22 protein-coding genes are annotated in these 19,360 nt (G+C 44.8%); 14 read left to right on the top strand and 8 right to left on the bottom strand.

Features of this window, described 5'->3' with window-relative positions; translation table 11 throughout:
- Positions 1 to 19 precede the first annotated feature (19 nt).
- Positions 20 to 1,216, bottom strand: a complete 1,197-nt coding sequence (locus PEB0122_RS05110) for an MFS transporter (protein WP_075915893.1) — start codon at positions 1,214 to 1,216, stop codon at positions 20 to 22.
- Positions 1,217 to 1,391: 175 nt separating this feature from the next.
- Between PEB0122_RS05110 and PEB0122_RS05105 the strand changes: the two genes are divergently transcribed.
- The 8 genes from PEB0122_RS05105 (at position 1,392) to panB (ending at position 8,516) form a co-directional block, all read left to right on the top strand.
- On the top strand, positions 1,392 to 1,997 hold the full coding sequence (locus tag PEB0122_RS05105) for a DUF2062 domain-containing protein (protein ID WP_075916264.1): 606 nt from the start codon (positions 1,392 to 1,394) through the stop codon (positions 1,995 to 1,997).
- 2 nt (positions 1,998 to 1,999) lie between these two features.
- Positions 2,000 to 2,410, top strand: coding sequence for a holo-ACP synthase (gene acpS, locus PEB0122_RS05100; protein ID WP_075916262.1), 411 nt, complete (start codon positions 2,000 to 2,002; stop codon positions 2,408 to 2,410).
- 87 nt (positions 2,411 to 2,497) lie between these two features.
- Positions 2,498 to 3,280 (top strand): signal peptidase I, encoded by a 783-nt coding sequence (gene lepB, locus PEB0122_RS05095; RefSeq protein WP_404801502.1) that lies wholly within the window; start codon positions 2,498 to 2,500, stop codon positions 3,278 to 3,280.
- Positions 3,281 to 3,288: 8 nt separating this feature from the next.
- A complete protein-coding gene (rnc, locus tag PEB0122_RS05090; RefSeq protein WP_075870076.1) occupies positions 3,289 to 3,996 on the top strand; it encodes a ribonuclease III in 708 nt (235 codons plus the stop codon).
- Complete coding sequence (era, locus tag PEB0122_RS05085) at positions 3,989 to 4,894, top strand: GTPase Era (RefSeq protein WP_075915889.1); 906 nt, start codon at positions 3,989 to 3,991, stop codon at positions 4,892 to 4,894. Before rnc ends, era begins: the two co-directional genes overlap by 8 nt.
- Positions 4,895 to 4,896: 2 nt before the next feature.
- Complete coding sequence (recO, locus tag PEB0122_RS05080; RefSeq protein ID WP_075915887.1) at positions 4,897 to 5,631, top strand: DNA repair protein RecO; 735 nt, start codon at positions 4,897 to 4,899, stop codon at positions 5,629 to 5,631.
- Between the two features lie 639 nt (positions 5,632 to 6,270).
- Positions 6,271 to 6,759 (top strand): GlcG/HbpS family heme-binding protein, encoded by a 489-nt coding sequence (locus PEB0122_RS05070; protein ID WP_075870399.1) that lies wholly within the window; start codon positions 6,271 to 6,273, stop codon positions 6,757 to 6,759.
- Positions 6,760 to 7,694: 935 nt separating this feature from the next.
- The gene (gene panB / locus PEB0122_RS05065; RefSeq protein ID WP_075915883.1) at positions 7,695 to 8,516 is read left to right on the top strand and encodes a 3-methyl-2-oxobutanoate hydroxymethyltransferase; all 822 of its coding nucleotides are present in this window, start codon (positions 7,695 to 7,697) and stop codon (positions 8,514 to 8,516) included.
- Positions 8,517 to 8,588: 72 nt separating this feature from the next.
- Here the strand turns inward: panB and PEB0122_RS05060 are convergent, their stop codons facing one another.
- From PEB0122_RS05060 to ygfZ, 3 genes are read right to left on the bottom strand one after another with little or no spacing between them, the layout of a single operon-like run.
- Positions 8,589 to 9,104, bottom strand: coding sequence for a tyrosine phosphatase family protein (locus tag PEB0122_RS05060; protein ID WP_075870070.1), 516 nt, complete (start codon positions 9,102 to 9,104; stop codon positions 8,589 to 8,591).
- Positions 9,104 to 9,724, bottom strand: coding sequence for an HD domain-containing protein (locus PEB0122_RS05055; protein WP_075870069.1), 621 nt, complete (start codon positions 9,722 to 9,724; stop codon positions 9,104 to 9,106). The genes PEB0122_RS05060 and PEB0122_RS05055 overlap by 1 nt, the downstream gene beginning before the upstream one ends.
- Positions 9,725 to 10,600, bottom strand: coding sequence for a CAF17-like 4Fe-4S cluster assembly/insertion protein YgfZ (gene ygfZ / locus PEB0122_RS05050; protein ID WP_075870068.1), 876 nt, complete (start codon positions 10,598 to 10,600; stop codon positions 9,725 to 9,727).
- Between the two features lie 65 nt (positions 10,601 to 10,665).
- Here ygfZ and PEB0122_RS05045 point away from each other — a divergent pair, with 65 nt between their 5' ends.
- Entirely contained in the window at positions 10,666 to 12,003 is a 1,338-nt protein-coding gene (locus PEB0122_RS05045) for a dihydroorotase (protein WP_075870067.1), read from the top strand.
- Positions 12,004 to 12,012: 9 nt separating this feature from the next.
- Positions 12,013 to 12,717 (top strand): HAD family hydrolase, encoded by a 705-nt coding sequence (locus PEB0122_RS05040; RefSeq protein WP_075870066.1) that lies wholly within the window; start codon positions 12,013 to 12,015, stop codon positions 12,715 to 12,717.
- 94 nt (positions 12,718 to 12,811) lie between these two features.
- Here PEB0122_RS05040 and PEB0122_RS05035 read toward each other — a convergent pair whose 3' ends face one another.
- The 3 genes from PEB0122_RS05035 to PEB0122_RS05025 all read right to left on the bottom strand — a co-directional run bounded on the left by PEB0122_RS05035 (position 12,812) and on the right by PEB0122_RS05025 (position 14,207).
- Positions 12,812 to 13,480 carry a hypothetical protein gene (locus PEB0122_RS05035; RefSeq protein ID WP_178391785.1) on the bottom strand — a complete coding sequence of 223 codons (669 nt, stop codon included), beginning with the start codon at positions 13,478 to 13,480 and terminating at the stop codon, positions 12,812 to 12,814.
- A 14-nt stretch (positions 13,481 to 13,494) separates the two neighbouring features.
- On the bottom strand, positions 13,495 to 13,752 hold the full coding sequence (locus PEB0122_RS05030; protein WP_075870065.1) for a hypothetical protein: 258 nt from the start codon (positions 13,750 to 13,752) through the stop codon (positions 13,495 to 13,497).
- A gap of 83 nt (positions 13,753 to 13,835) precedes the next feature.
- Complete coding sequence (locus tag PEB0122_RS05025; protein ID WP_075870064.1) at positions 13,836 to 14,207, bottom strand: TIGR02301 family protein; 372 nt, start codon at positions 14,205 to 14,207, stop codon at positions 13,836 to 13,838.
- Between the two features lie 351 nt (positions 14,208 to 14,558).
- On the opposite strand from PEB0122_RS05025, the gene PEB0122_RS05020 reads away from it, so the two are divergent.
- The 4 genes from PEB0122_RS05020 to rarD all read left to right on the top strand — a co-directional run bounded on the left by PEB0122_RS05020 (position 14,559) and on the right by rarD (position 18,688).
- Positions 14,559 to 15,365: an SOS response-associated peptidase gene (locus PEB0122_RS05020; protein WP_075870063.1), complete on the top strand. Its 807-nt coding sequence runs from the start codon at positions 14,559 to 14,561 to the stop codon at positions 15,363 to 15,365.
- A gap of 102 nt (positions 15,366 to 15,467) precedes the next feature.
- On the top strand, positions 15,468 to 16,973 hold the full coding sequence (gene cysS, locus PEB0122_RS05015; protein ID WP_075870062.1) for a cysteine--tRNA ligase: 1,506 nt from the start codon (positions 15,468 to 15,470) through the stop codon (positions 16,971 to 16,973).
- A gap of 45 nt (positions 16,974 to 17,018) precedes the next feature.
- Entirely contained in the window at positions 17,019 to 17,687 is a 669-nt protein-coding gene (locus PEB0122_RS05010) for a DUF421 domain-containing protein (RefSeq protein WP_075870061.1), read from the top strand.
- A gap of 44 nt (positions 17,688 to 17,731) precedes the next feature.
- Positions 17,732 to 18,688 carry an EamA family transporter RarD gene (rarD, locus tag PEB0122_RS05005; protein WP_075916260.1) on the top strand — a complete coding sequence of 319 codons (957 nt, stop codon included), beginning with the start codon at positions 17,732 to 17,734 and terminating at the stop codon, positions 18,686 to 18,688.
- Between the two features lie 107 nt (positions 18,689 to 18,795).
- Here rarD and PEB0122_RS05000 read toward each other — a convergent pair whose 3' ends face one another.
- On the bottom strand, positions 18,796 to 19,353 hold the full coding sequence (locus PEB0122_RS05000) for an LOG family protein (RefSeq protein WP_075870060.1): 558 nt from the start codon (positions 19,351 to 19,353) through the stop codon (positions 18,796 to 18,798).
- Between the last annotated feature and the right edge of the window lie 7 nt (positions 19,354 to 19,360).

The raw sequence follows: 19,360 nt of genomic DNA, 5'->3' as shown, positions 1-19,360 counted from the left end.
TGAAAATTTAAAGTCCGGTTCAAGCGTGACCGGTGCGCAATTTTGGCAAAAATACCGCTATAAGACCAAGTGCCGGCATATAGGAGCAGATTTCAAACATGGTCTGCGAACCGACAAGGTCCATTATCCGGCCAAGTCCGGCTGACGAGAGTGCTCCTATGCCGAATGATAATCCGAAAAAAAGCCCTGCAACAGTCCCAACTTTTCCTGGCATCAGTTCTTGAGCAAAAACAACGATTGCCGGAAATGCGGAAGCCAATATCATGCCGATGATGACTGTGAGAATTGCAGTAAGAGGCAAGCTGACATAGGGCAGAATGACCGTAAAAGGAAAGACACCCAGAATTGATACCCAGATGACGGTTCTGGCACCGATACGGTCGCCTATCGGACCACCGAAAATGGTGCCAACGGCAATTCCTCCAAGATAGAGGAACAGCAAAAGCTGGGCTTGATGAAGGCTGACGCCGAATTTTTCCATTGTGTAGAACATATAATAGTTCTGCATACTGGCCATGTAGATATATTTGGCAAACATCAGGCCGACAAGAACAAACAAGGCATTGCGCACTTGGGCTTTTGGAAGGTGATGCGTGTTCGCAGATGTTTTTTTCGTCAAACGTCTTTTGAGATTATTGGCATACCAATGACTGACAAAGGTCAGAATAATAATGCCAAAAAACGCCAGAATTGATAGCCAGCCAATCCGTTGTTGCTGGCTTATAAAAACTGCGGCAATGACCGGTCCAATGGCCGCGCCGCAATTACCGCCGACCTGGAATATCGATTGCGCCACACCATATTTTCCGCCTGAAGCAAGGCGTGCAACCCTTGATGCTTCCGGATGGAAGATTGAAGAACCGAGCCCGACAAAGGCTGATCCGATCAACAATATGTAATAATGATGTGCATTGGCAAGCAGAAGAAGGCCGACCATGGTCGACGCCGAAGCAAATGGCAAAGAATAGGGACTTGGCTTTTTATCGGTATAAAAGCCGATGACCGGTTGCAAAACCGAACCGGTCATTTGATAAACGGCGGTGATAATTCCGATCTGGAGAAAGGTCAGGCCATAGTTTTCGCGCAAGATCGGGTAGATTGCCGGAAGCATCGACTGCATGACATCGTTGAGAAAATGTCCACAACTCACAGCGAAGATTATGGAAATAAAAGTAGTTTCCGCTTGTCGATTCGCATCGTTGTTCGTTATGCTCATGGCTTCCTCACTCCAGTGGGAAACAATTTTTTAACTTTGAAAATAATAGCCAGCAAGCTAAAAATCTTTAAGGTAAAGTGATTGTGTTGTCGGATAGAAGCGAATTTTTCAGGTTAGGATCGTAATTTGAATATTAAAGATTGTCTCGTTGTGTTCGGGCGTTTATGAAGACAAAATGCTTTTTCGCCGACGGAAACCTGTAACTTTCTTGGAACGGATACGCTTGTGGTTGTGGCCACGGCGGTCGTTTTCGCGTTCTTTGAAATATTATGGAAAACGCCTGTTACGCATCTCTGCAACACCTCATCAGGTGGCATTGGGGCTTGCCATCGGGGTTCTTGCGGCAAGTTCGCCACTGTTCGGTTTTCATATTGTTCTGGCAGGCATCGTGACATGGCTTCTGCGTGGCAATGTTGCAGCAGCAATTCTTGGTACCATGCTTTCCAACCCGTTGACATTCTTGCCGATTGTTATGCTTGATTACAAGCTCGGACATTTCTGTTTTTCTCTTTTCGGTAATGTCGATGCAATACCACTTTCCGAAATAAGGGCAATGTTTGAAGGCCTTTCGGCTTCACAAGCTTGGGGGATTCTGCTTGAAGCGTGGGATACAGTGATGAAACCCATTCTTTTTGGTGGTTTGATCCTCGGATTGTTTTTGGGAAGTTTCGCCTATATTTGTGCTTATCGGGCGACAGCCCGCTTTCAAAAACACAGGCAGGAAAAAATGGCAGAAAAGGTTCGCATGCGTTTGAAAAAAGACCAGGAACAAGGCGCTTGAAAGTGATTATTGGCATCGGCAACGATATGATCGATATTCGGAGGGTTGAAAAAGTACTCGAGCGCCACGGCGAGCGTTTTATTGGTCGTATTTTTACCCCTATAGAACAAAAAAAATCGGAAGGGAGAAAAAATCGCGTTGCTTCCTATGCAAAAAGGTTTGCTGCAAAAGAGGCTTGCGCCAAAGCGCTTGGTACCGGTGTCTCGCGTGGTGTTTGGTGGAAGGATATGGGGGTCGTCAATTTGGCGGGTGGAAAACCCACAATGGAACTCACCAACAATGCAAAACAATTTCTTGAACGATTAACACCTCAAGGACACAAAGCTGTTATACATTTGACGATTACTGATGATTTTCCTTGGGCTCAAGCATTCGTTATTATCGAAGCGGTTCCTCTTGGTGAAACAGCCTGAAGCTTATACCGATAGTTGAATTCATTAACAATAGAGCGTGCTTTGTGACAAATGCAAAACTGAAATGGCAAAACGGAAATGAATGAAATGGAAAATACTACTGTTTCCCCCAAATCCCCGAAGAGCGGGGGTGTTGGTGAATTTATCTCTATTGTCATACAGGCGCTCATTATTGCAGTGCTGTTCCAGACAATTCTTTTTCAGCCCTTCACAATACCTTCCGGCTCCATGCGGCCAACATTGCTGGTCGGCGATTATCTTTTTGTTTCCAAATATGCCTATGGCTATTCGCGCTACTCCATACCGTTTTCGCCCGATCTTTTTTCCGGACGTATTTTCGGAAGCGAGCCCAAGCGGGGCGATATCATTGTGTTCCGCCCGCCAAACAGAATAAACGACTATTATATCAAGCGGCTCGTCGGCCTTCCCGGTGATAGGATACAGGTTCGTGACGGCACGCTTTACATTAATGATGAAGCTGTACCGCGAAAGCTCGTCGGACAGATTACCGATGCAGACGTTACCGAGGTTCAAAGACCTGTCGATGTCTATCGTGAAACCATGCCGAACGGCGTGACTTATAATACGCTTGATATGGAATTTTATCCCGAACTTGATGACACTAAAGTTTTCGAAGTGCCTGAAGGTTATTACTTTATGATGGGCGATAACCGCGATCGTTCGGATGATAGCAGAATGAATGTCGGCTATGTCCCTTACGAAAATCTTGTAGGCCGTGCCAATCTTATTTTCTTTTCGATAGGAAATGGCGCGAGCGCATGGAAAATCTGGCGTTGGCCAGTAGATATACGGTGGAACAGATTGTTTTCGTCTGCAAATACGATCAAATATTTTCCACCTGATAAATAGGTATGAAGATGAACCAACAAAAAGTCGAAAAACTGGAAAAATCGACGGGCCACAAGTTTCTGAACGAAGAGCGTTTAAGACGCGCACTGACCCATTCGAGTGTTCAGGATCAGACACATGGCAATTATGAACGGTTGGAGTTTTTGGGCGATAGAGTATTGGGGCTTCTCGTCTCCGAAATGCTTTTCGGTTTTTATCCCCGCGCGAGCGAAGGCGAGCTTTCTGTGAGATTGAACGGTTTGGTCAATGCCGCAACTTGTGCAGAAATTGCACAGGAAATCGGCTTGCCCGATATTGTTTATGTCGGTGCGGAAATGAAAAATCTTGACGAACGGCGTTTGGCAAATATGCATGCCGATGTTGTCGAAGCGCTTATCGCAGCAATGTATCTTGATGGTGGACTGGATGCAGTCCGTCCGTTTATCCGACGGTATTGGGAAGAGCGTGCCAGACAATCGGGAGCAGCGCGAAGAGACGCAAAAACAGAATTGCAGGAATGGGCGCACACGCAAAATGGCGCCCAACCGCAATATCGCGTTGTAAAACGCCACGGGCCTGACCATGACCCGATTTTTGATATAGAAGTGCGTGTCTCGGGATTTGCACCGGAAACGGGGCGTGGCCGTTCCAAGCGCGAGGCGGAGCGCCATGCAGCAGAAAAACTCCTTGTGCGCGAAGGCGTATGGAAAGACACCGAAAGCCAGAATAATGAATAATGATAATAAAACACATTCCGGTTTTGTTGCCTTGATCGGTGCACCGAATGTCGGCAAATCCACTCTTGTCAACCGGCTGGTGGGGACAAAAGTTTCCATTGTTACCCATAAAGTGCAAACAACACGCGCACTTATTCGTGGTATCATCACTCACAACAATACCCAGATTGTGCTTGTCGATACACCAGGTATTTTTACCCCTAAAAGGCGACTTGATCGGGCAATGGTCACAACCGCATGGAGTGGTGCGAAAGATGCCGATATGGTCCTTGTCCTTGTGGATGCGGCAAAGGGACCGGATGAAGAAACCGAAGAAGTTTTTGCGTCTCTTTCCAAGGTAAAACAGGAAAAGATACTGGTTATCAACAAAGTGGATTCTGTGCCGCGTCCTTCACTTCTCGAACTTGCGAAGAAGTTGAATGAAGGCCAGCAATTTTCCGAAACGTTCATGATTTCCGCATTGAAGGGCACCGGTTGCGATGACCTTCTTGATTATCTGGCTAAAAAGCTACCCGAGGGCCCATGGTACTATCCGGAAGATCAGATATCGGATATGCCGATGCGTCAATTGGCAGCAGAAATTACCCGCGAAAAACTTTATATGCGACTGCATAACGAATTGCCCTATGCTTCCACGGTAGAAACCGAAAGCTGGGAAGAAAGGCCCGATGGCTCTGTAAAAATCAACCAGGTCATCTATGTTGAACGCGAGGGGCAGAAAAAGATTGTTCTGGGCACAAAAGGCGAAACGATCAAAGCGATAGGACAGGCGGCACGAAAAGAGCTGATGGAAATCCTCGAACAAAAGGTTCATCTTTTTTTATTTGTCAAAGTACGCGACCATTGGAGCGATGATCCGGAACGCTATCGCGAAATGGGATTGGACTATTCTAATTAACGATGGAATGGAAAGAACAGGCGTTTATTCTTGGTACCAGACAACATGGTGAAACGAGCGCCATAGTTGAAGTGATGACCCGTTCGCACGGTCGTCATATGGGATTGGTCAAAGGTGGAAGATCCCGCAAGATGAGTGCTGTCCTTCAGCCTGGAAACAAAGTCATTGCCGACTGGTGGGCAAGGCTCGATGAACATCTTGGTATATTTAAAATCGAGCCGGTTGATTTCAATGCTTCCCGTATGATGTTGGAACCGCATGCACTTTATGCGTTGCAATTGGCGGCAGCTCATATCAGACTTCTTCCTGAACGCGACCCTTATCCCGCACTTTATGATATATTAGAGCTTCTGATCAACAATATCGACGACGAGCTTATTACCGGCGAATTGATGGTGAGATTCGAAATAAAATTGTTGGAGGCTGTGGGCTTCGGCCTTGATCTGTCAAAATGTGGCGCAACCGGAAAACGCGACAACCTCAAATATGTCTCTCCGAAATCGGCACGGGCCATTTGTGCCGAGGCAGGAGAACCATGGAAAGACAAATTATTGCCGCTTCCGGAATTTTTGTTAAAAAGTTCCGAGCGACCAGAAAATTTTGAAGATATCAAACAAGGCTTTCTTTTAACCGGATATTTTTTAACCCGTAATGTCTGGAATGCCCGCGGAATTGAACCACCGGAAGTTCGGGCCAGTTTTGTCGAATCTCTTTCCCGCTTTTTTCATAAAGGTTGAAAGATAAATCTGTACACTTTCAAGTGTTCATAGACCGTTTGATCACGCGGAACTCAACACGGGCTATAATAGTCTTGTATTGATTGCCATCCTCATTTTGTATGAAATATTGGAACGAAAGCGAGAATGCCAAAAATTCGGGTAGAGAAAATTTGTCTGACCAATGCCTGTCCAATCCTGAGCGACTCAAAAAAGATGGAAACCGAACGTTTGTAGGCTCGTCTTTTCCAATTGGCGGGAATAGTTTTTCAATTTGTTGTTATTTTTGTTTCTGGTAATTTTTTAATTTAATAATATTAATTATAAAAATAATATCTTATCTAATTTGAATAATTTAAATATAACTAAAATAATCATTAATATAAATCAATGAAATTAATAAATATAAAAAAGACATATAATTTAAAATTAAATTAAAATAATTATAGTTAATGTTTTTTAAAATATCCATACTTACATTAAATATGGCTATTTTTAAGTTAAAAATACTGACAAATTCACTTTTCGAATTTGATAAAAACATCATAAATAATCCGAAATTTTGAATGATAGTTGTAGCGTTTTCCGAGCTTTCTGTTGCAAGAAACTGCTTTCCGATTATCATTATGAACAATGAACATCACTCTAATGGATAAACCAATGAAAAAAACGTCGAGAAAATTAATCTGTTTGGCATTTGTAGCATCTATCTTTTCTTCAGCCGCAATAGCCGAGTATACGACATCCATGCTCTCTCTTGACGATGCGCGCAGCCTGATTGCCAAAGGGCATACGTCGGCTGATACATTGAAAGTTAATGTCTGTATGGCTGTTGTTGATCCGAGTGGTAGCCTCATTACATTCGACCGCATGGATCGTGCACCTTATGGTTGTGTTGATGCTGCGATAGCAAAGGCAAAATCGGCGGCACTTTTCAGAGTGAAAACATCAGTCAATATGCAACGCGTCAATGGAGATGAACCGGCTATTGCAAATACACCTCATATGGTTCCACTCGGCGGTGGAGTACCTGTTACGAATAACGATGTTGTTGTGGGGGCTGTTGGTGTAAGCGGTGCGACAAACGCAATGGAAGTCAAGATTGCAGAAGCAATGGTTGCCGGCTACGGCGTTGTTCCTACGAAATAGATTCCGTAATTGTTCATGTCAGAACCATTTCGGCAAATTTTAAGACCATCGAAAAGCGCTAGCAGTGGGGTCGCTCGAAGGCCATTGGTAGCGCTTTGTCTCGGCTGGAGCTTGATTCCAGGACAAAAATCGGCAATTAAACCGTTGTTTGATTGATTTCATATCGTAATGGCCGGACAGCCGAGATCTCTTGGAGAAAAGCCATCCGCAGGGTATGAGTACAATTCTTGCGTCTTCGAACCGGCTCGTCACGAGCGATGTCTATAGAGCTTATGCAATCGTTTTTTAAATTGCGTATCTTTTTTGAAAATACTGTTTTCAATTTTGTTCTTGCACGGTACTTTTAAGAACCCAAGGGTGGACAAACGCAATAGTTGCAGATGTTTTGGTTTTTTCCCGCCGCAATGATTTAGAAAAACTGGTATGTTGCCTGACATACCGTCATTTTTATTATTGCAGTATAAAAATAATCGTGAAAAAAAATATCCAAATTTACCAGCCAAAATTTATTGCCTTGTGTCAGAAGGATTAGAACGGGCTGGTGTGATGCGGTTGCGTCAGAGACGTTAGCATTTCTTTCTGGCACGTGCTGCCGATTTTTACAGCAAATAGAAGAAACGGTCAGTCTTACCTTTCAAAACAGTAAATTGAAACACCTTCAGACGGACGGGTGCGCATCAAATGTTTTTGAAATAATGAATGTCGTTTAAAAGGCAGGAGAGCTTCAGTAGAGCAAAAAATAAAGACGTTCATCATACAATTTCAGTCAATCGCCACCGTGAACAATCGTTAGTTTTTAAATTTCAATTTTTATCGCCCCGACGCGGAAAAACAAGGAAGATCGGATTGAAAAGTCTGTTATCGCCTCGTTGACCAAGTCTTTTGCTTCTGTCAGATTTATACACCGATAGTCTATTCAAAAAGGGTGACGAAGAGTGAGCAGCTACAATAAGGAAACGCGCGTAACAGTACCGGAAATCAGGGCGAAAAAAGGTGGCGAACCAATTGTTTCATTAACTGCCTATTCCTCATTTGGCGCACGCATTGCCGACCCCTGTTGTGATTTTCTGCTTGTGGGTGATAGCGTGGGGACAGTGTTTTATGGTTTTGAAACAACTTTGCCAGTCACTGTCGATATGATGATCCTCCACGGACAAGCAGTGATGCGTGGTTCGAAGCATGCTCTTGTGGTCGTTGATATGCCGTTTGGTTCTTACGAAAAAAGTCCCGAGCACGCTTTTTCAAATGCTTCTCGCATCCTCGCCGAGACCGGTTGTGGTGCAGTCAAAATTGAGGGCGGCGCCGAAATGGCAAAGACGGTGCGCTTTTTGTCACGTCGCGGAATCCCTGTTATGGGGCATGTCGGCTTGATGGAACAATCGGTGAGAAATCTCGGCGGATTTAAAATTCAAGGCTGTCATCAAAGTGACTGGCCACGTATTGAAAGTGACGCATCAGCCATCGCCGAAGCCGGTGCTTTTGCTATTGTTGTTGAAGGTGTTGTCGAACCTCTGGCGGCAAAAATCACACGTGATCTGTTTATCCCGACGATTGGAATAGGGGCTTCCAACCAATGTGACGGGCAACTTCTTGTGACGGAAGACATGCTTGGCTTTGGCGAAATTGTTCCGAAGTTTGTTCGCCGTTATTCCAATCTCGAAGAGCAAATGGCTGAAGCTATCAACCATTATGCAAACGACGTGAAAACACGTTCATTTCCCGGGGAAAACGAGACTTATTCAAAGCCCGACGAATAATTTACTTTTCTATTGATAACAGTAAGCGTGAAAAAAGCTAATTTTGAAGGATATATTGCCCATCCGGAGCGATTAAGCCTCGACGGGTAGGATGAAAGGCGTTCCTTCAAATGCTTCGGCACCACGGCCGATATCGAAAATAGCAGAACTCATACGCCCGCCACGATCAAGGATTTTGTCGGCAAGCTCGACCATTAATTTGTTAGGTGTGGCGGTTGGCGAATTTTTTCTCAAAAGTCGGGCAATTGCGGCTTCAGTTTTTTTCTGTTCAAGAGCGCAGGCAATGACAAAAGCTGCTGCAGTTGACCGTGAAATCCCCATATAGCAGTTTATAAGGAGCGGATAGGAACGGTTCCAGTTTTTTGCGATTTCAAGAAGTTTATAAATTTCGGTTTCACTCGGGGCAATAAGCCCTTCCTGAGGCTCGTTAATGTCATTGAATTCAAGAAAATAATGGCGATTTTCTGCAATCATAGCAGGGCGTTCCATAGGCGTGCCCTTGTTCATCAAAGTGATGAGTTCGCGTGGTTGGTAGCGTATTGCAGTCTCTGCGAGTTTCGAAAGCGGGGAAACAACAAGATATGCCATCACTGGGCTCTTTCTTTTTCAATAGCATTGAAACGGGCTAAAAACGAGCCTTCAATTTGGGGTGTAGGTCGCGCGACAAGATCAAGTCCTTGCGGTTTTATCGTTTCCGGCTCGCCGAAATACCGGATTGCTTCTTCCTTGCTGAATCCGGCAAGAGTGCTTGCTTCAAAATAGGCTGCTATTCGATCGGCTTGTTTTAATTGTTTGACGATTTTTGCCCGAAGTTCGGTCGGAAGGCCGAAGCGGATGCGGATAGCATCTTCGAGCCTTTTTTCAATTACCTCATAGCTGCCACCCATAACCGCTTTAAAAGGAGAAATCATATCGCCAATGACGTATTCGGGGGCGTCGTGGAGGAGTGCGAGTTGCTTTTCATCAGCCGCGGCATCGGGAAATAAGCGACGGTACAGTTTCTCGACCAGCAAAGAATGTTGGGCAACCGAATAGGCATATTCACCTTTTGTTTGTCCGTTCCAACGGGCGACACGCGCAAGACCGTGAGCAATGTCGGTAATTTCGACATCAAGAGGAGAGGGATTTATGAGGTCAAGCCTGCGTCCCGACAACATACGTTGCCATGCACGTGCTTCTCCTGTCCTTGTTATTTCGGCGTCAGCCATTTATTCACCTTCCGACACATCTTCCGGAAAACCGTAATTCATATTGGGTGCAATTGTCAGAGTGACCGGCACATTTTCCACGAAAAAAGGAACGTTTTTGTCAATGCCGGCCTTTACCTTGTCAATCCGCACAATTGCCGAGGCGTGTTTGCCGATGACTGTACCAAGATTGCCAATTGTTTTTCCCTCACATTCAATAGAGCCTGTGGCAGGGAGATTGTCTTCACCTTCGACGACCAACATCCTGCGGCGAATTGTGCCTCTATGGTGCATACGGGAAACCACTTCCTGACCGATATAACAGCCTTTTTTATAGGAAATGGCACCGGTTTGATCAAAATTGATATCGTGCGGGAACACCTCGCCAATTTTGAAATCTTTTCCACTTTCGGCAATTCCATATTTTATGCGCAGAAGATCCCACTGATCGGACGAGCTTTGCAAAAAGGGGAGGGCGGTTATGTTTTTCCCGTAAAAGCGGGTGACTTTTTCTTCTGCTGGAAAACGTTTATCGGCAAAACTTGAATCACTTTCTGAAGTAAGTGAATCATTTTGCCAAGAAATCCCTATAACCGATTCAGGAGACTCACTAATTTCGACTTTCGACCGCAAACGATAAAGGTTTAGACGTTTTTTGAAACTGTCGGCAAGGTCGGCCGAAATATCAATGACGAAACTGTCGTCAATACGACCGATCAGAAAGTCGAAAATCACCTTCCCTTGCGGCGACAGCAGCGCACCGGCCACCATTTCTCCGGCACCTATTTTTTCAACATCGGTGGTGATCAACCGTTCCAGAAAATGCGTTCTATCTTCGCCTGTAATCGTCAATACACGGCGGTTTTCGAGGGTGAGCGAGCAGTGATTTTCGACCATTTTCCTTGCCTTTCTTCTCGCATTTACGTAATCGGTATAGTTATGGGCTGCAAGGAGCAAAAGTAATGTCGAGAACATTTGATAAGATTTTTAAAGGTGGAACAGTTGTCAATCATGACGGTATCGGTCAAAGGGACATTGGCATTGTTAATGGACGCATCGCTGAAATAGGCGATCTATCAGCTTGTTCGGCTGGTGAAACGGTTGACTGCAAGGGACTTCATATTCTGCCCGGTATAATTGATAGTCAGGTGCATTTTCGTGAACCAGGTGGCGAATATAAAGAAGATCTTGAAACCGGTTCGCGTTCTGCTGTATTGGGCGGCGTAACCTCGGTTTTTGAAATGCCGAATACCAATCCATTGACAACAAGCGAGGCAGCCCTTGCCGACAAAGTGAAACGCGGCTACCACCGGATGCATTGCGACTTTGCTTTCTGGGTCGGTGGAACACATGAAAATGCCCGCGATGTGGGCGAACTTGAACGTTTACCAGGTGCTGCCGGTATCAAAGTATTCATGGGGTCATCAACGGGTAATCTGCTTGTTGCGGATGACGAAGGCGTTACAGAAATTCTGGAACACACCCGCCGTCGGGCGGCATTCCACTCGGAAGATGAAGCACGGCTAAATGAGCGCAAACATTTGCGTGTCGAAGGTGATCCAACATCACATCCGGTCTGGCGTGACGTGGAAGCAGCACTCCGTTGCACAAAAAGGCTCGTGAAAATTGCACATAAAACCGGTGCACGCATTCACGTTCTTCATGTTTCGACAGCCGAGGAAATCGAGTTTCTCAAAGACCATAAGGATGTTGCCACTCTTGAAGCAACGCAACATCACCTGACTTTGACAGCTGATGATTATGCCCGCCTTGGTACACTCATCCAGATGAACCCGCCAATCCGTGAAAGCCGCCATCGTGCCGGTATATGGTATGGCGTCAGACAAGGCATTATTGACGTTCTCGGTTCCGACCATGCACCACACACATTGGAAGAAAAACTGAAAACTTATCCGGCTTCTCCTTCCGGTATGACCGGTGTGCAGACCACAGCAGCCATTATGCTTGACCATGTCAACGCTGGCAGGCTTTCGCTGGAACGCTTTGTCGATCTTACTTCTCATGGTCCCAATCGTGTTTTCGGTATCAGCCGGAAGGGGCGCATTGCGGCCGGATATGATGCCGATCTGACAATTGTCGATTTGAAGCGTGAAGAAATTATCCGCAACGAACAAATCGGTTCCAAGGCCGGTTGGACACCTTATGACGGCAAGAAGGTCAAGGGGTGGCCGGTTGGCACGATCATTCGCGGGAAAACTGTTATGTGGCAGGGTGAAATCGTTACACCATCGACCGGCGAGCCGATCGAATTTCTGGAATGCCTACATCACACAAATTGATGCGTCAAAATGAGCATCAAAACTGTCGGTCTTGATGCCGATGATACGCTTTGGCATAACGAGAAAACATTTCGGGAGGCTGAACAATATTTTGTTCAGCTTCTTGGGAGTTGTGCCGATAAAGAAATAATTGAAAGCACACTTTTTTTGACAATTGCGCGTAACCTTGGTCTTTATGGTTACGGTTTCAAGTCATTCACACTTTCAATGATCGAAACAGCAAGCCACGTTTATAACGAGGCTATCCCGTCTTCAAAGATGAAAGAGATAATTTCGCTTGGCCAATCCTTGATGGATAAACCGGTAAATTTGATCGGCGGCGTCGTTGAAGTGCTTGAAGCTCTTCATAAAAATTACCGTCTTCTACTGATAAGCAAAGGCGACCTCGTCGAACAAGGCCGTAAGCTCGAAAAATCGGGATTAAAAAGCTATTTTGATGCGATTGAAATTGTCAGCTATAAAGACAAAACCGTTTATGAAGAACTGTTAAAACGCAACAGAGTGAATAAGAACGAATTTGCAATGGTCGGTAATTCGTTGAAATCGGATGTTCTGCCCGCTCTCGAAGCAGGCGCATTTGCAGTCTACATACCTTACGATATTACCTGGGTTCATGAAATGGCAGATGAACCGGATGACAATGGCCGCTATTTCAAGGTCGAAAAGCTCTCCGATCTTCCTGAACTTTTAAAGACAATCAATCGGAAATCTTAAAAGCAATGATCACTAATGAATGGAACGGTGAGTTTTGTGAAATTGAAGCGCGCCGTCTTAAAATAATCACTGCTCAAGTAATTGACGAAAACGATTAGTCACCGGTGATGAAAAACCGCCATTTGCCGTCGGGCGTAATGCCAATTCTGAAAAAAGAATATGTGCCGATTTCTTTCATTTCTTCAAGGTCACCGGCCGTCATAATCTGGAACAACTCGACAAGCTGGGGCTTTGTAAGCTTATCAATTGGCATGGCAACGAAATAGGGCCAGACGTAAATTTCCTCGTCGTCTTCCTCGTCAAGATGCACATAACCGGAATTGAGAAGGTCAATCATGATAGCCATGGTTTCAAGGCCATCACCATCGCCGGAAAGCTTTTTGATATAATCGATCGGATCTTTGACATTATCTGAAACGGAAAGTTGCGTCGGGTCACTACTTGTGCCCAACAATGGTTTCAGATTGTTGACGTCACCACTTTTTGCCGCATCAATAATTTTTTGTCGCATCAGTTTTACTGGCGCGGGCAGTTTTTCAATGTCGTATTCCACCTTTGGCGGGGTATCATTGCTGTTTGCACTTTTGCTTTTCTTTGCTTCCGGTAATGGAATAGGGTTAGCAGCGTCATCGACTTTCGGTACGTCGGTGTGCACTTTTAAAGTGTCATCAGTTAAATCCGTTGATGCGACGTTGACAGAATTGGCAACAGGTGAATAAAGTGACAAAGCCCCCAAGAGCAAGCAAAAAACAAATGATTTCAATGAAATAAAATCCTTTATTGAATCGTTTTATGATCGCTAAGTTCACCCATTACCACTTTGTCGCGCATATGGGATAAAAAATCGAGCACCTGTTTTTCGTTACGCGCTTTTAACAAATATTTAAGCGCGGTATCAAAAGCAGCTTCGGCGAGGATTTCAGGTTCAATACCATTGGAAATACCGCCGACCCACGCTTCCGATTGAAATTCATGGGCTACATGTTTTTGTTCTTCAGCAATAATGGCCGAAAGATCAGTATTCGATTGGCTCATCAATGAACTCGTTTTATCTGTGCTGTTCAGGACGCCACATTATCATAATTTTGTTCGCTGTCAGTCTTAATAGTCAAAAAAGGTTAATTGCCGTAACGGTTCAAAAGTTCATGTGAAAGGGCTGTTCCTTCCTTGATATAACGGCGGTCAGCATCAACGGCTGCTTTTGTGCATGTATGATAATTATCTGAAAAAGCACGATAGGCATCGTTAAAAGCTGCATAGAGGCGGGCACGACGCGTTGGCGCGGGATTTTCGGCTTTGATCAGCTCTTCCATCTTGTCACGCCATAAAGGCGTTTTTTGACCGCATAGATTGCGCAAGTAATGAAGTGAACCGAGTATTTCGGCAAGCCGCAACATTTTCGCATCATATTGGGGTACCTGCTCGGCACCGGCTGGTATCGAAGTCAAAAGAAAAGCCATAATGACGAGCGTTTTCAAATACTTGTGCATGTTATCGGACTCATTTTGTTATTCAGACAAAAAGCTATCGTGATAAGGATATTTCTATAGGTCTTTTCAAAGCTTATAAGCAATGCCAAAACGTAACCGGAAATTTTGAAATGCCGGAGTTTTCGTCGATCAAGTCCTTCAGCATATATTTTGTTTTTGGTGGCTGAACCGGCTATGGTGGTAATACATTTCCTGACTTATCCAGCGAAGAAAGATTGGTCTTTTGTTGTTACGACACATATTTTTCGGTGATGGTAAGAACGTTCAGGCAACAGCAATTGCCATTTTCCGTTTGGAAAAGCCGGTTTTTGATCGCAACAACTTTAAACTGATGAATTAAGAAGGGTAGCTATGTGTGGGCGGTATGAGCTTGATGCATCGAAAAACAAGGTTGCCAATGCTTTTGATGCTTGGATAGAAGAAGATTTCCCGAAACGCTATAATATTGCGCCGACGCAACCGATTTTGGTAATCAAGGCGCCTGAAGCCTATCGCGATACTTTGTCGAACAAACCCAAACATGATGCCTTGCTGGTACGCTGGGGGTTTATTCCGGGCTGGACGAAAAATCCTGATCAATGGCCGCTAACATTCAATATACGTTCCGAAACAGTGGCGCTGAAAAAGTCGTTTACGAATGCGCTTCGCCATCACCGTGTCATTATTCCGGCGACAGGTTTCTATGAATGGAAAAAACAGTCTCTCGGTAGGTCACAACCCTATCACGCTTCATTTGATGATCATTCTATCATCGGTTTTGCCGGCCTTATGGAAACCTGGAATGGTCGCGAAGGCTCGCAGATTGATACCGCTGCTATTTTGACAACAGAAGCAAAATCGCCACTTGCAGAAATCCACCATCGTATGCCTGTCATTGTCCGGCGGGAAGATGTTGATAGATGGCTCGATTGCCGGAATTTTCGACCCGCTGATGTTATGGATATTCTAAAAAATACGCCAGCCGAACACCTTTATGTTTACCCCGTATCCGATAAAATCAATAATGCTGCCTATTTTGGCAAAGACGTGAAAGACCGTTTGGTCGTTAACGAAGAGCAAAAAAACAAACGCGGTACGCAAACTGATAAAGTTCGAAAACAGCAGGTTGAAAAGCAGGGGAAAACTTTAAAGAATAAAGACCAGTTTGACCTTTTCTAAATGCCCAAGCGAGATATTTAAGCATAATAAGGGTAAATGCCTTGACCGTTTTTAAATGAATTTCCAAGGTGCCGGCGTTTCCTGACAGATGAAAGATTATTGATGACCAATTTGCATTTTTATAACACGTTGACCAGAACAAAAGAGAATTTCCATCCGATTGATGCCAATAAGGTGCGCTTATATGTTTGCGGCCCTACCGTTTATGATTATGCCCATATCGGCAATGCGCGTCCGGTCGTGGTTTTTGACGTGTTGTTTCGCTTGCTGCGTCACGTCTATGGCAAAGATCATGTCATTTATGCCCGTAACATTACCGATGTGGATGACAAAATCAACGCACGCGCTGTGCGCGATTATCCGGATGTTCCGTTAAACGATGCCATCCGCATTCTGACAGATAAAACCAACAAGCAGTTTCAGGAAGACGTGGCAGCGCTTGGCTGCTTATCTCCTACAACGCAGCCCCGTGCAACGGATAATCTTGATAATATGCGCGCAATGATTGAACGTCTGATCGAGCGTGGTCATGCTTATGTTGCCGAAGATCATGTGCTATTTTCTGTTTCTAGTATGGGAAATCATCCTCGTTATGGTGCCTTGGCACACCGGTCGCTTGACGAAATGTTGGCAGGTGCCCGTGTTGATGTCGCTGCCTATAAGCGGGACGAAATGGATTTTGTTTTGTGGAAGCCCTCGAAAGAGGGGGAACCGGGTTGGACTTCTCCTGCCGGAATTAAAGTCAAAGGGCGTCCGGGTTGGCACATTGAATGTTCCGCAATGTCTATGGCAAAATTGTTGGTGCCTTTTGGTGGGGGGCTTCAATGCGATAATCCGGAAAATAATATTTTCGATATTCATGGCGGCGGGATCGATCTGGTTTTTCCCCATCATGAAAACGAGATTGCTCAAAGCTGTTCGGCCTTTGGAACAGAGCGCATGGCAAATTTGTGGATGCATAACGGTTTTCTTCAGGTCGAAGGACAGAAAATGTCCAAAAGTCTGGGCAATTTCATCACCATTCATGATGTGTTGGAAACCAGCCTTGATGAAATTTCTTCGCAAAATGACGAAAAATTGCGCAACCAATGGGTGGGCTTGAGTGCGCGCCTTTCCATGTTGCAAACGCATTATCGTGAACCGTTAAACTGGACAGCCCAGCGCCTTGCGGAATCAAGTAGCGAACTCTATCGCTGGTATGAACTGTTGCGTCAGCAAAAAATTCGTTCATCGGATAGAACACCGGCAAGTGAGGAGGTTGTCGATGCTCTGGGAGAGGATCTCAATTGCTGGAGTGCCATCACCTATTTACGCCAATATTATAAATCGCAGGATGCTAAAGCACTCAAATCCGGCATGGAGCTCATGGGGTTGTTGCATGATGATTGGCTGGATGACGAAGACTGTTCACTGTTTAATAGACAAAGCGGGATAGATAGCGAGTATGTCGAGAACCAAATTGCCAAACGCTTGTCATTTATCAAAGACAAAAACTGGGCTGAGGCCGATCGGATCAGAGACGAGCTTGGGAAGAAAAACATATTGCTGAGGGACGAAAAAAATCCGCAAACAGGCGAACGCGTGACACATTGGGAAATCAAACATTAATCCCGCCAGAATTCGCCACTGGCAATGATGAAGAAGGTGTAACGAATGGATTACCTTTTGGGTTATGGCTATGTGGCACTCAAACTTTTTATAGGACTTGCAGTATTTTTGCTGGTACTGAGAACAAGTGGTCGTGGAAGTCTCAGTCAAATGACACCGACCGATTTGATCAGCAATTTTGTGATGGGCGGTATTATAGGCGGTGTCATCTATAATCCGAAAATCACTGTTATCCAGTTATTGATTGTTTTGATTATCTGGCAGCTACTCGTCATCGGTTTGAATTATCTCCGTCGTCATTCGGTATTTTTTCATAATCTTGTAGCGGGTGGTGATGTTGCATTGGTGCTTGACGGAAAATTCCAGATGGATGAAATCAAGCGGCTCAATATCGATGTCAACGACTTTGCAACTATGCTCAGAATCAAGGGCTGTGCACTTCATGAAGTTGCTTTCGCGCGTCTTGAATCGAATGGAAGTCTCTCGGTTATCCGCAAGGAAGAAGGAAAAAATGCAACGCTTGTCGTCAAGAATGGCAGCATTGTTGATGGTAGTCTTGACGAAATAGGTAAAGATGAAGCCTGGCTTGAAGAGCAATTAAAGAAGAAAAAAGTTGCCATTGACGATATCTATGCCGCCGAATGGTACGAGGAAAAAAGCCGGAATGGCAGAACGCGTACTGGACTTTTTATTGTCAGAGGGACAACTTCCTGATTTTTATGAGAATCGAAAAGAGCGGGACCGTTTGACAAATGCTTATGAAAAAGCCTGTTTTGAAAGAGAGCAAGATATTTCCGGCCAATATTTCAGGCTTTTTCGCGGCACTTGGTGCCTATGTCATTTGGGGCATCTTTCCGCTTTATATGAAGGCAGTAGCTCATATTCCGGTCATGGAAGTGGTTGTTTATCGCGTTTTGTGGTCGCTTCCTATCGCACTTGGCATCATTATTGTGATCGGGCACATGCATGCCCTTCGGGATGCATTAATGCAGCCGAAAATGGTGGCTATGGCGTTCCTTACATCGGCGCTGATTACGGCCAATTGGAGCATTTACATTTGGGCGATCGCCAATAACCACGCTGTTGATGCAGCGCTCGGTTATTATATAAATCCTTTGGTCAATGTCATGCTGGCACTTGTTTTTCTACATGAACGCTTGAATCCATGGCAATGGTTTTCAATTGCACTCGCTTTTGTCGCTGTTTTCATTTTGACAATAAACGCTGGTGGCCTACCTTGGGTCGCAATATTATTACCGGTGACTTTCGGATTTTATGCTTTTTTCAGGAAGTCCTTGCCTATTGGACCTACCGAAGGGTTTGCACTTGAAACATTGATTATGACCATACCGGCGCTTATTGGATGTGGATATTTTATCGCAACGGGCGAGGATTATTTCTTCCACAGTACATGGGAAGATGCGGGATTGCTCGTTTTGGCCGGTCCCTTTACTGCAATTCCGTTTATTCTGTTTGCAGTCGGTGCCAAGATGCTGAATTTGACGACATTGGGGCTTATGCAATATCTGACGCCGACATTTCTATTTTTGATCGCAATTTTTGTTTTTCACGAGCCCTTTTCGCCAGTGCAACTCTTTGCCTTTTCATTGATCTGGTTGGGCCTCGTCATTTATACCGCAGCGAGCCTTTCAATGAAAAAACAAAGACAAACAAAAGAAACTATTATCGAACTTAAAAAAGTTTCCGAAAAATAAGATATATCAAGACGCTGATAGATTTTAGAAAATCCACAGACAATAAGTGTTTTCGAATCGATTCGTAGAGATCGAAATCCTCTAACGATTTACATTCAAATCAGACTTTAATTTTTCGAGAGAGCGGTGACAATTTTTTCTATATTGTCAATCACAAGCGGCTTAAGCCTGTGGTCGGAGTGGATGAAGCCTTGTCTTGCCATATGGTCGAGAAGAGCAATCATCGGGTTATAAAAGCCATCTATGTTTGCAAAGGCTATCGGCTTTGTATGCCGTCCAAGTTGCGCCCATGTCATGATCTCGACAATTTCTTCCAGTGTTCCAATGCCGCCGGGTAGGGCAAGGAAAGCATCGGAGCGATCGAACATCAGTCGTTTGCGCTGATGCATTGTTTCGGTAACAATGAACTCGTCAAAGAGTTCATCATTTTTATTTCTGGCTTCCTTTTTGATAAGGAAATCCGGAATAATGCCGACGACCTTGCCACCATTGCTTTTTACAGCACGGGCGACTGTGCCCATAATACCGCTCGTTCCACCACCATAAACAAGCGTAATACCGGCTTGAGCCAGCAATTGTCCAAGCTGGTTAGCGGATTGGACATAATCAGGATTGTTCCCCGTAGAAGAACCGCAATAAACACAGATAGAATTGATTTTTGTCATAGGTGAT

It is taken from the genome of Ditibartonella apis, assembly GCF_001952075.1.
Lineage (GTDB): Bacteria > Pseudomonadota > Alphaproteobacteria > Rhizobiales > Rhizobiaceae > Bartonella > Bartonella apis.
Note: the sequence above shows the minus strand (reverse complement) of the source record. Positions and strands in the feature narration are given on the sequence as shown.

What these genes read in the sequence shown, in the direction of transcription:
- PEB0122_RS05110 (WP_075915893.1), bottom strand. Translation starts at nt 1,216, where the DNA reads ATGAGCATAACGAACAACGATGCGAATCGACAAGCGGAAACTACTTTT.
- PEB0122_RS05105 (WP_075916264.1), top strand. Translation starts at nt 1,392, where the DNA reads ATGCTTTTTCGCCGACGGAAACCTGTAACTTTCTTGGAACGGATACGC.
- lepB (WP_404801502.1), top strand. Translation starts at nt 2,498, where the DNA reads ATGGAAAATACTACTGTTTCCCCCAAATCCCCGAAGAGCGGGGGTGTT.
- rnc (WP_075870076.1), top strand. Translation starts at nt 3,289, where the DNA reads ATGAACCAACAAAAAGTCGAAAAACTGGAAAAATCGACGGGCCACAAG.
- era (WP_075915889.1), top strand. Translation starts at nt 3,989, where the DNA reads ATGAATAATGATAATAAAACACATTCCGGTTTTGTTGCCTTGATCGGT.
- recO (WP_075915887.1), top strand. Translation starts at nt 4,897, where the DNA reads ATGGAATGGAAAGAACAGGCGTTTATTCTTGGTACCAGACAACATGGT.
- PEB0122_RS05070 (WP_075870399.1), top strand. Translation starts at nt 6,271, where the DNA reads ATGAAAAAAACGTCGAGAAAATTAATCTGTTTGGCATTTGTAGCATCT.
- PEB0122_RS05060 (WP_075870070.1), bottom strand. Translation starts at nt 9,104, where the DNA reads ATGGCATATCTTGTTGTTTCCCCGCTTTCGAAACTCGCAGAGACTGCA.
- PEB0122_RS05055 (WP_075870069.1), bottom strand. Translation starts at nt 9,724, where the DNA reads ATGGCTGACGCCGAAATAACAAGGACAGGAGAAGCACGTGCATGGCAA.
- ygfZ (WP_075870068.1), bottom strand. Translation starts at nt 10,600, where the DNA reads ATGGTCGAAAATCACTGCTCGCTCACCCTCGAAAACCGCCGTGTATTG.
- PEB0122_RS05045 (WP_075870067.1), top strand. Translation starts at nt 10,666, where the DNA reads ATGTCGAGAACATTTGATAAGATTTTTAAAGGTGGAACAGTTGTCAAT.
- PEB0122_RS05040 (WP_075870066.1), top strand. Translation starts at nt 12,013, where the DNA reads ATGAGCATCAAAACTGTCGGTCTTGATGCCGATGATACGCTTTGGCAT.
- PEB0122_RS05030 (WP_075870065.1), bottom strand. Translation starts at nt 13,752, where the DNA reads ATGAGCCAATCGAATACTGATCTTTCGGCCATTATTGCTGAAGAACAA.
- PEB0122_RS05025 (WP_075870064.1), bottom strand. Translation starts at nt 14,207, where the DNA reads ATGCACAAGTATTTGAAAACGCTCGTCATTATGGCTTTTCTTTTGACT.
- PEB0122_RS05020 (WP_075870063.1), top strand. Translation starts at nt 14,559, where the DNA reads ATGTGTGGGCGGTATGAGCTTGATGCATCGAAAAACAAGGTTGCCAAT.
- cysS (WP_075870062.1), top strand. Translation starts at nt 15,468, where the DNA reads ATGACCAATTTGCATTTTTATAACACGTTGACCAGAACAAAAGAGAAT.
- PEB0122_RS05010 (WP_075870061.1), top strand. Translation starts at nt 17,019, where the DNA reads ATGGATTACCTTTTGGGTTATGGCTATGTGGCACTCAAACTTTTTATA.
- rarD (WP_075916260.1), top strand. Translation starts at nt 17,732, where the DNA reads ATGAAAAAGCCTGTTTTGAAAGAGAGCAAGATATTTCCGGCCAATATT.
- PEB0122_RS05000 (WP_075870060.1), bottom strand. Translation starts at nt 19,353, where the DNA reads ATGACAAAAATCAATTCTATCTGTGTTTATTGCGGTTCTTCTACGGGG.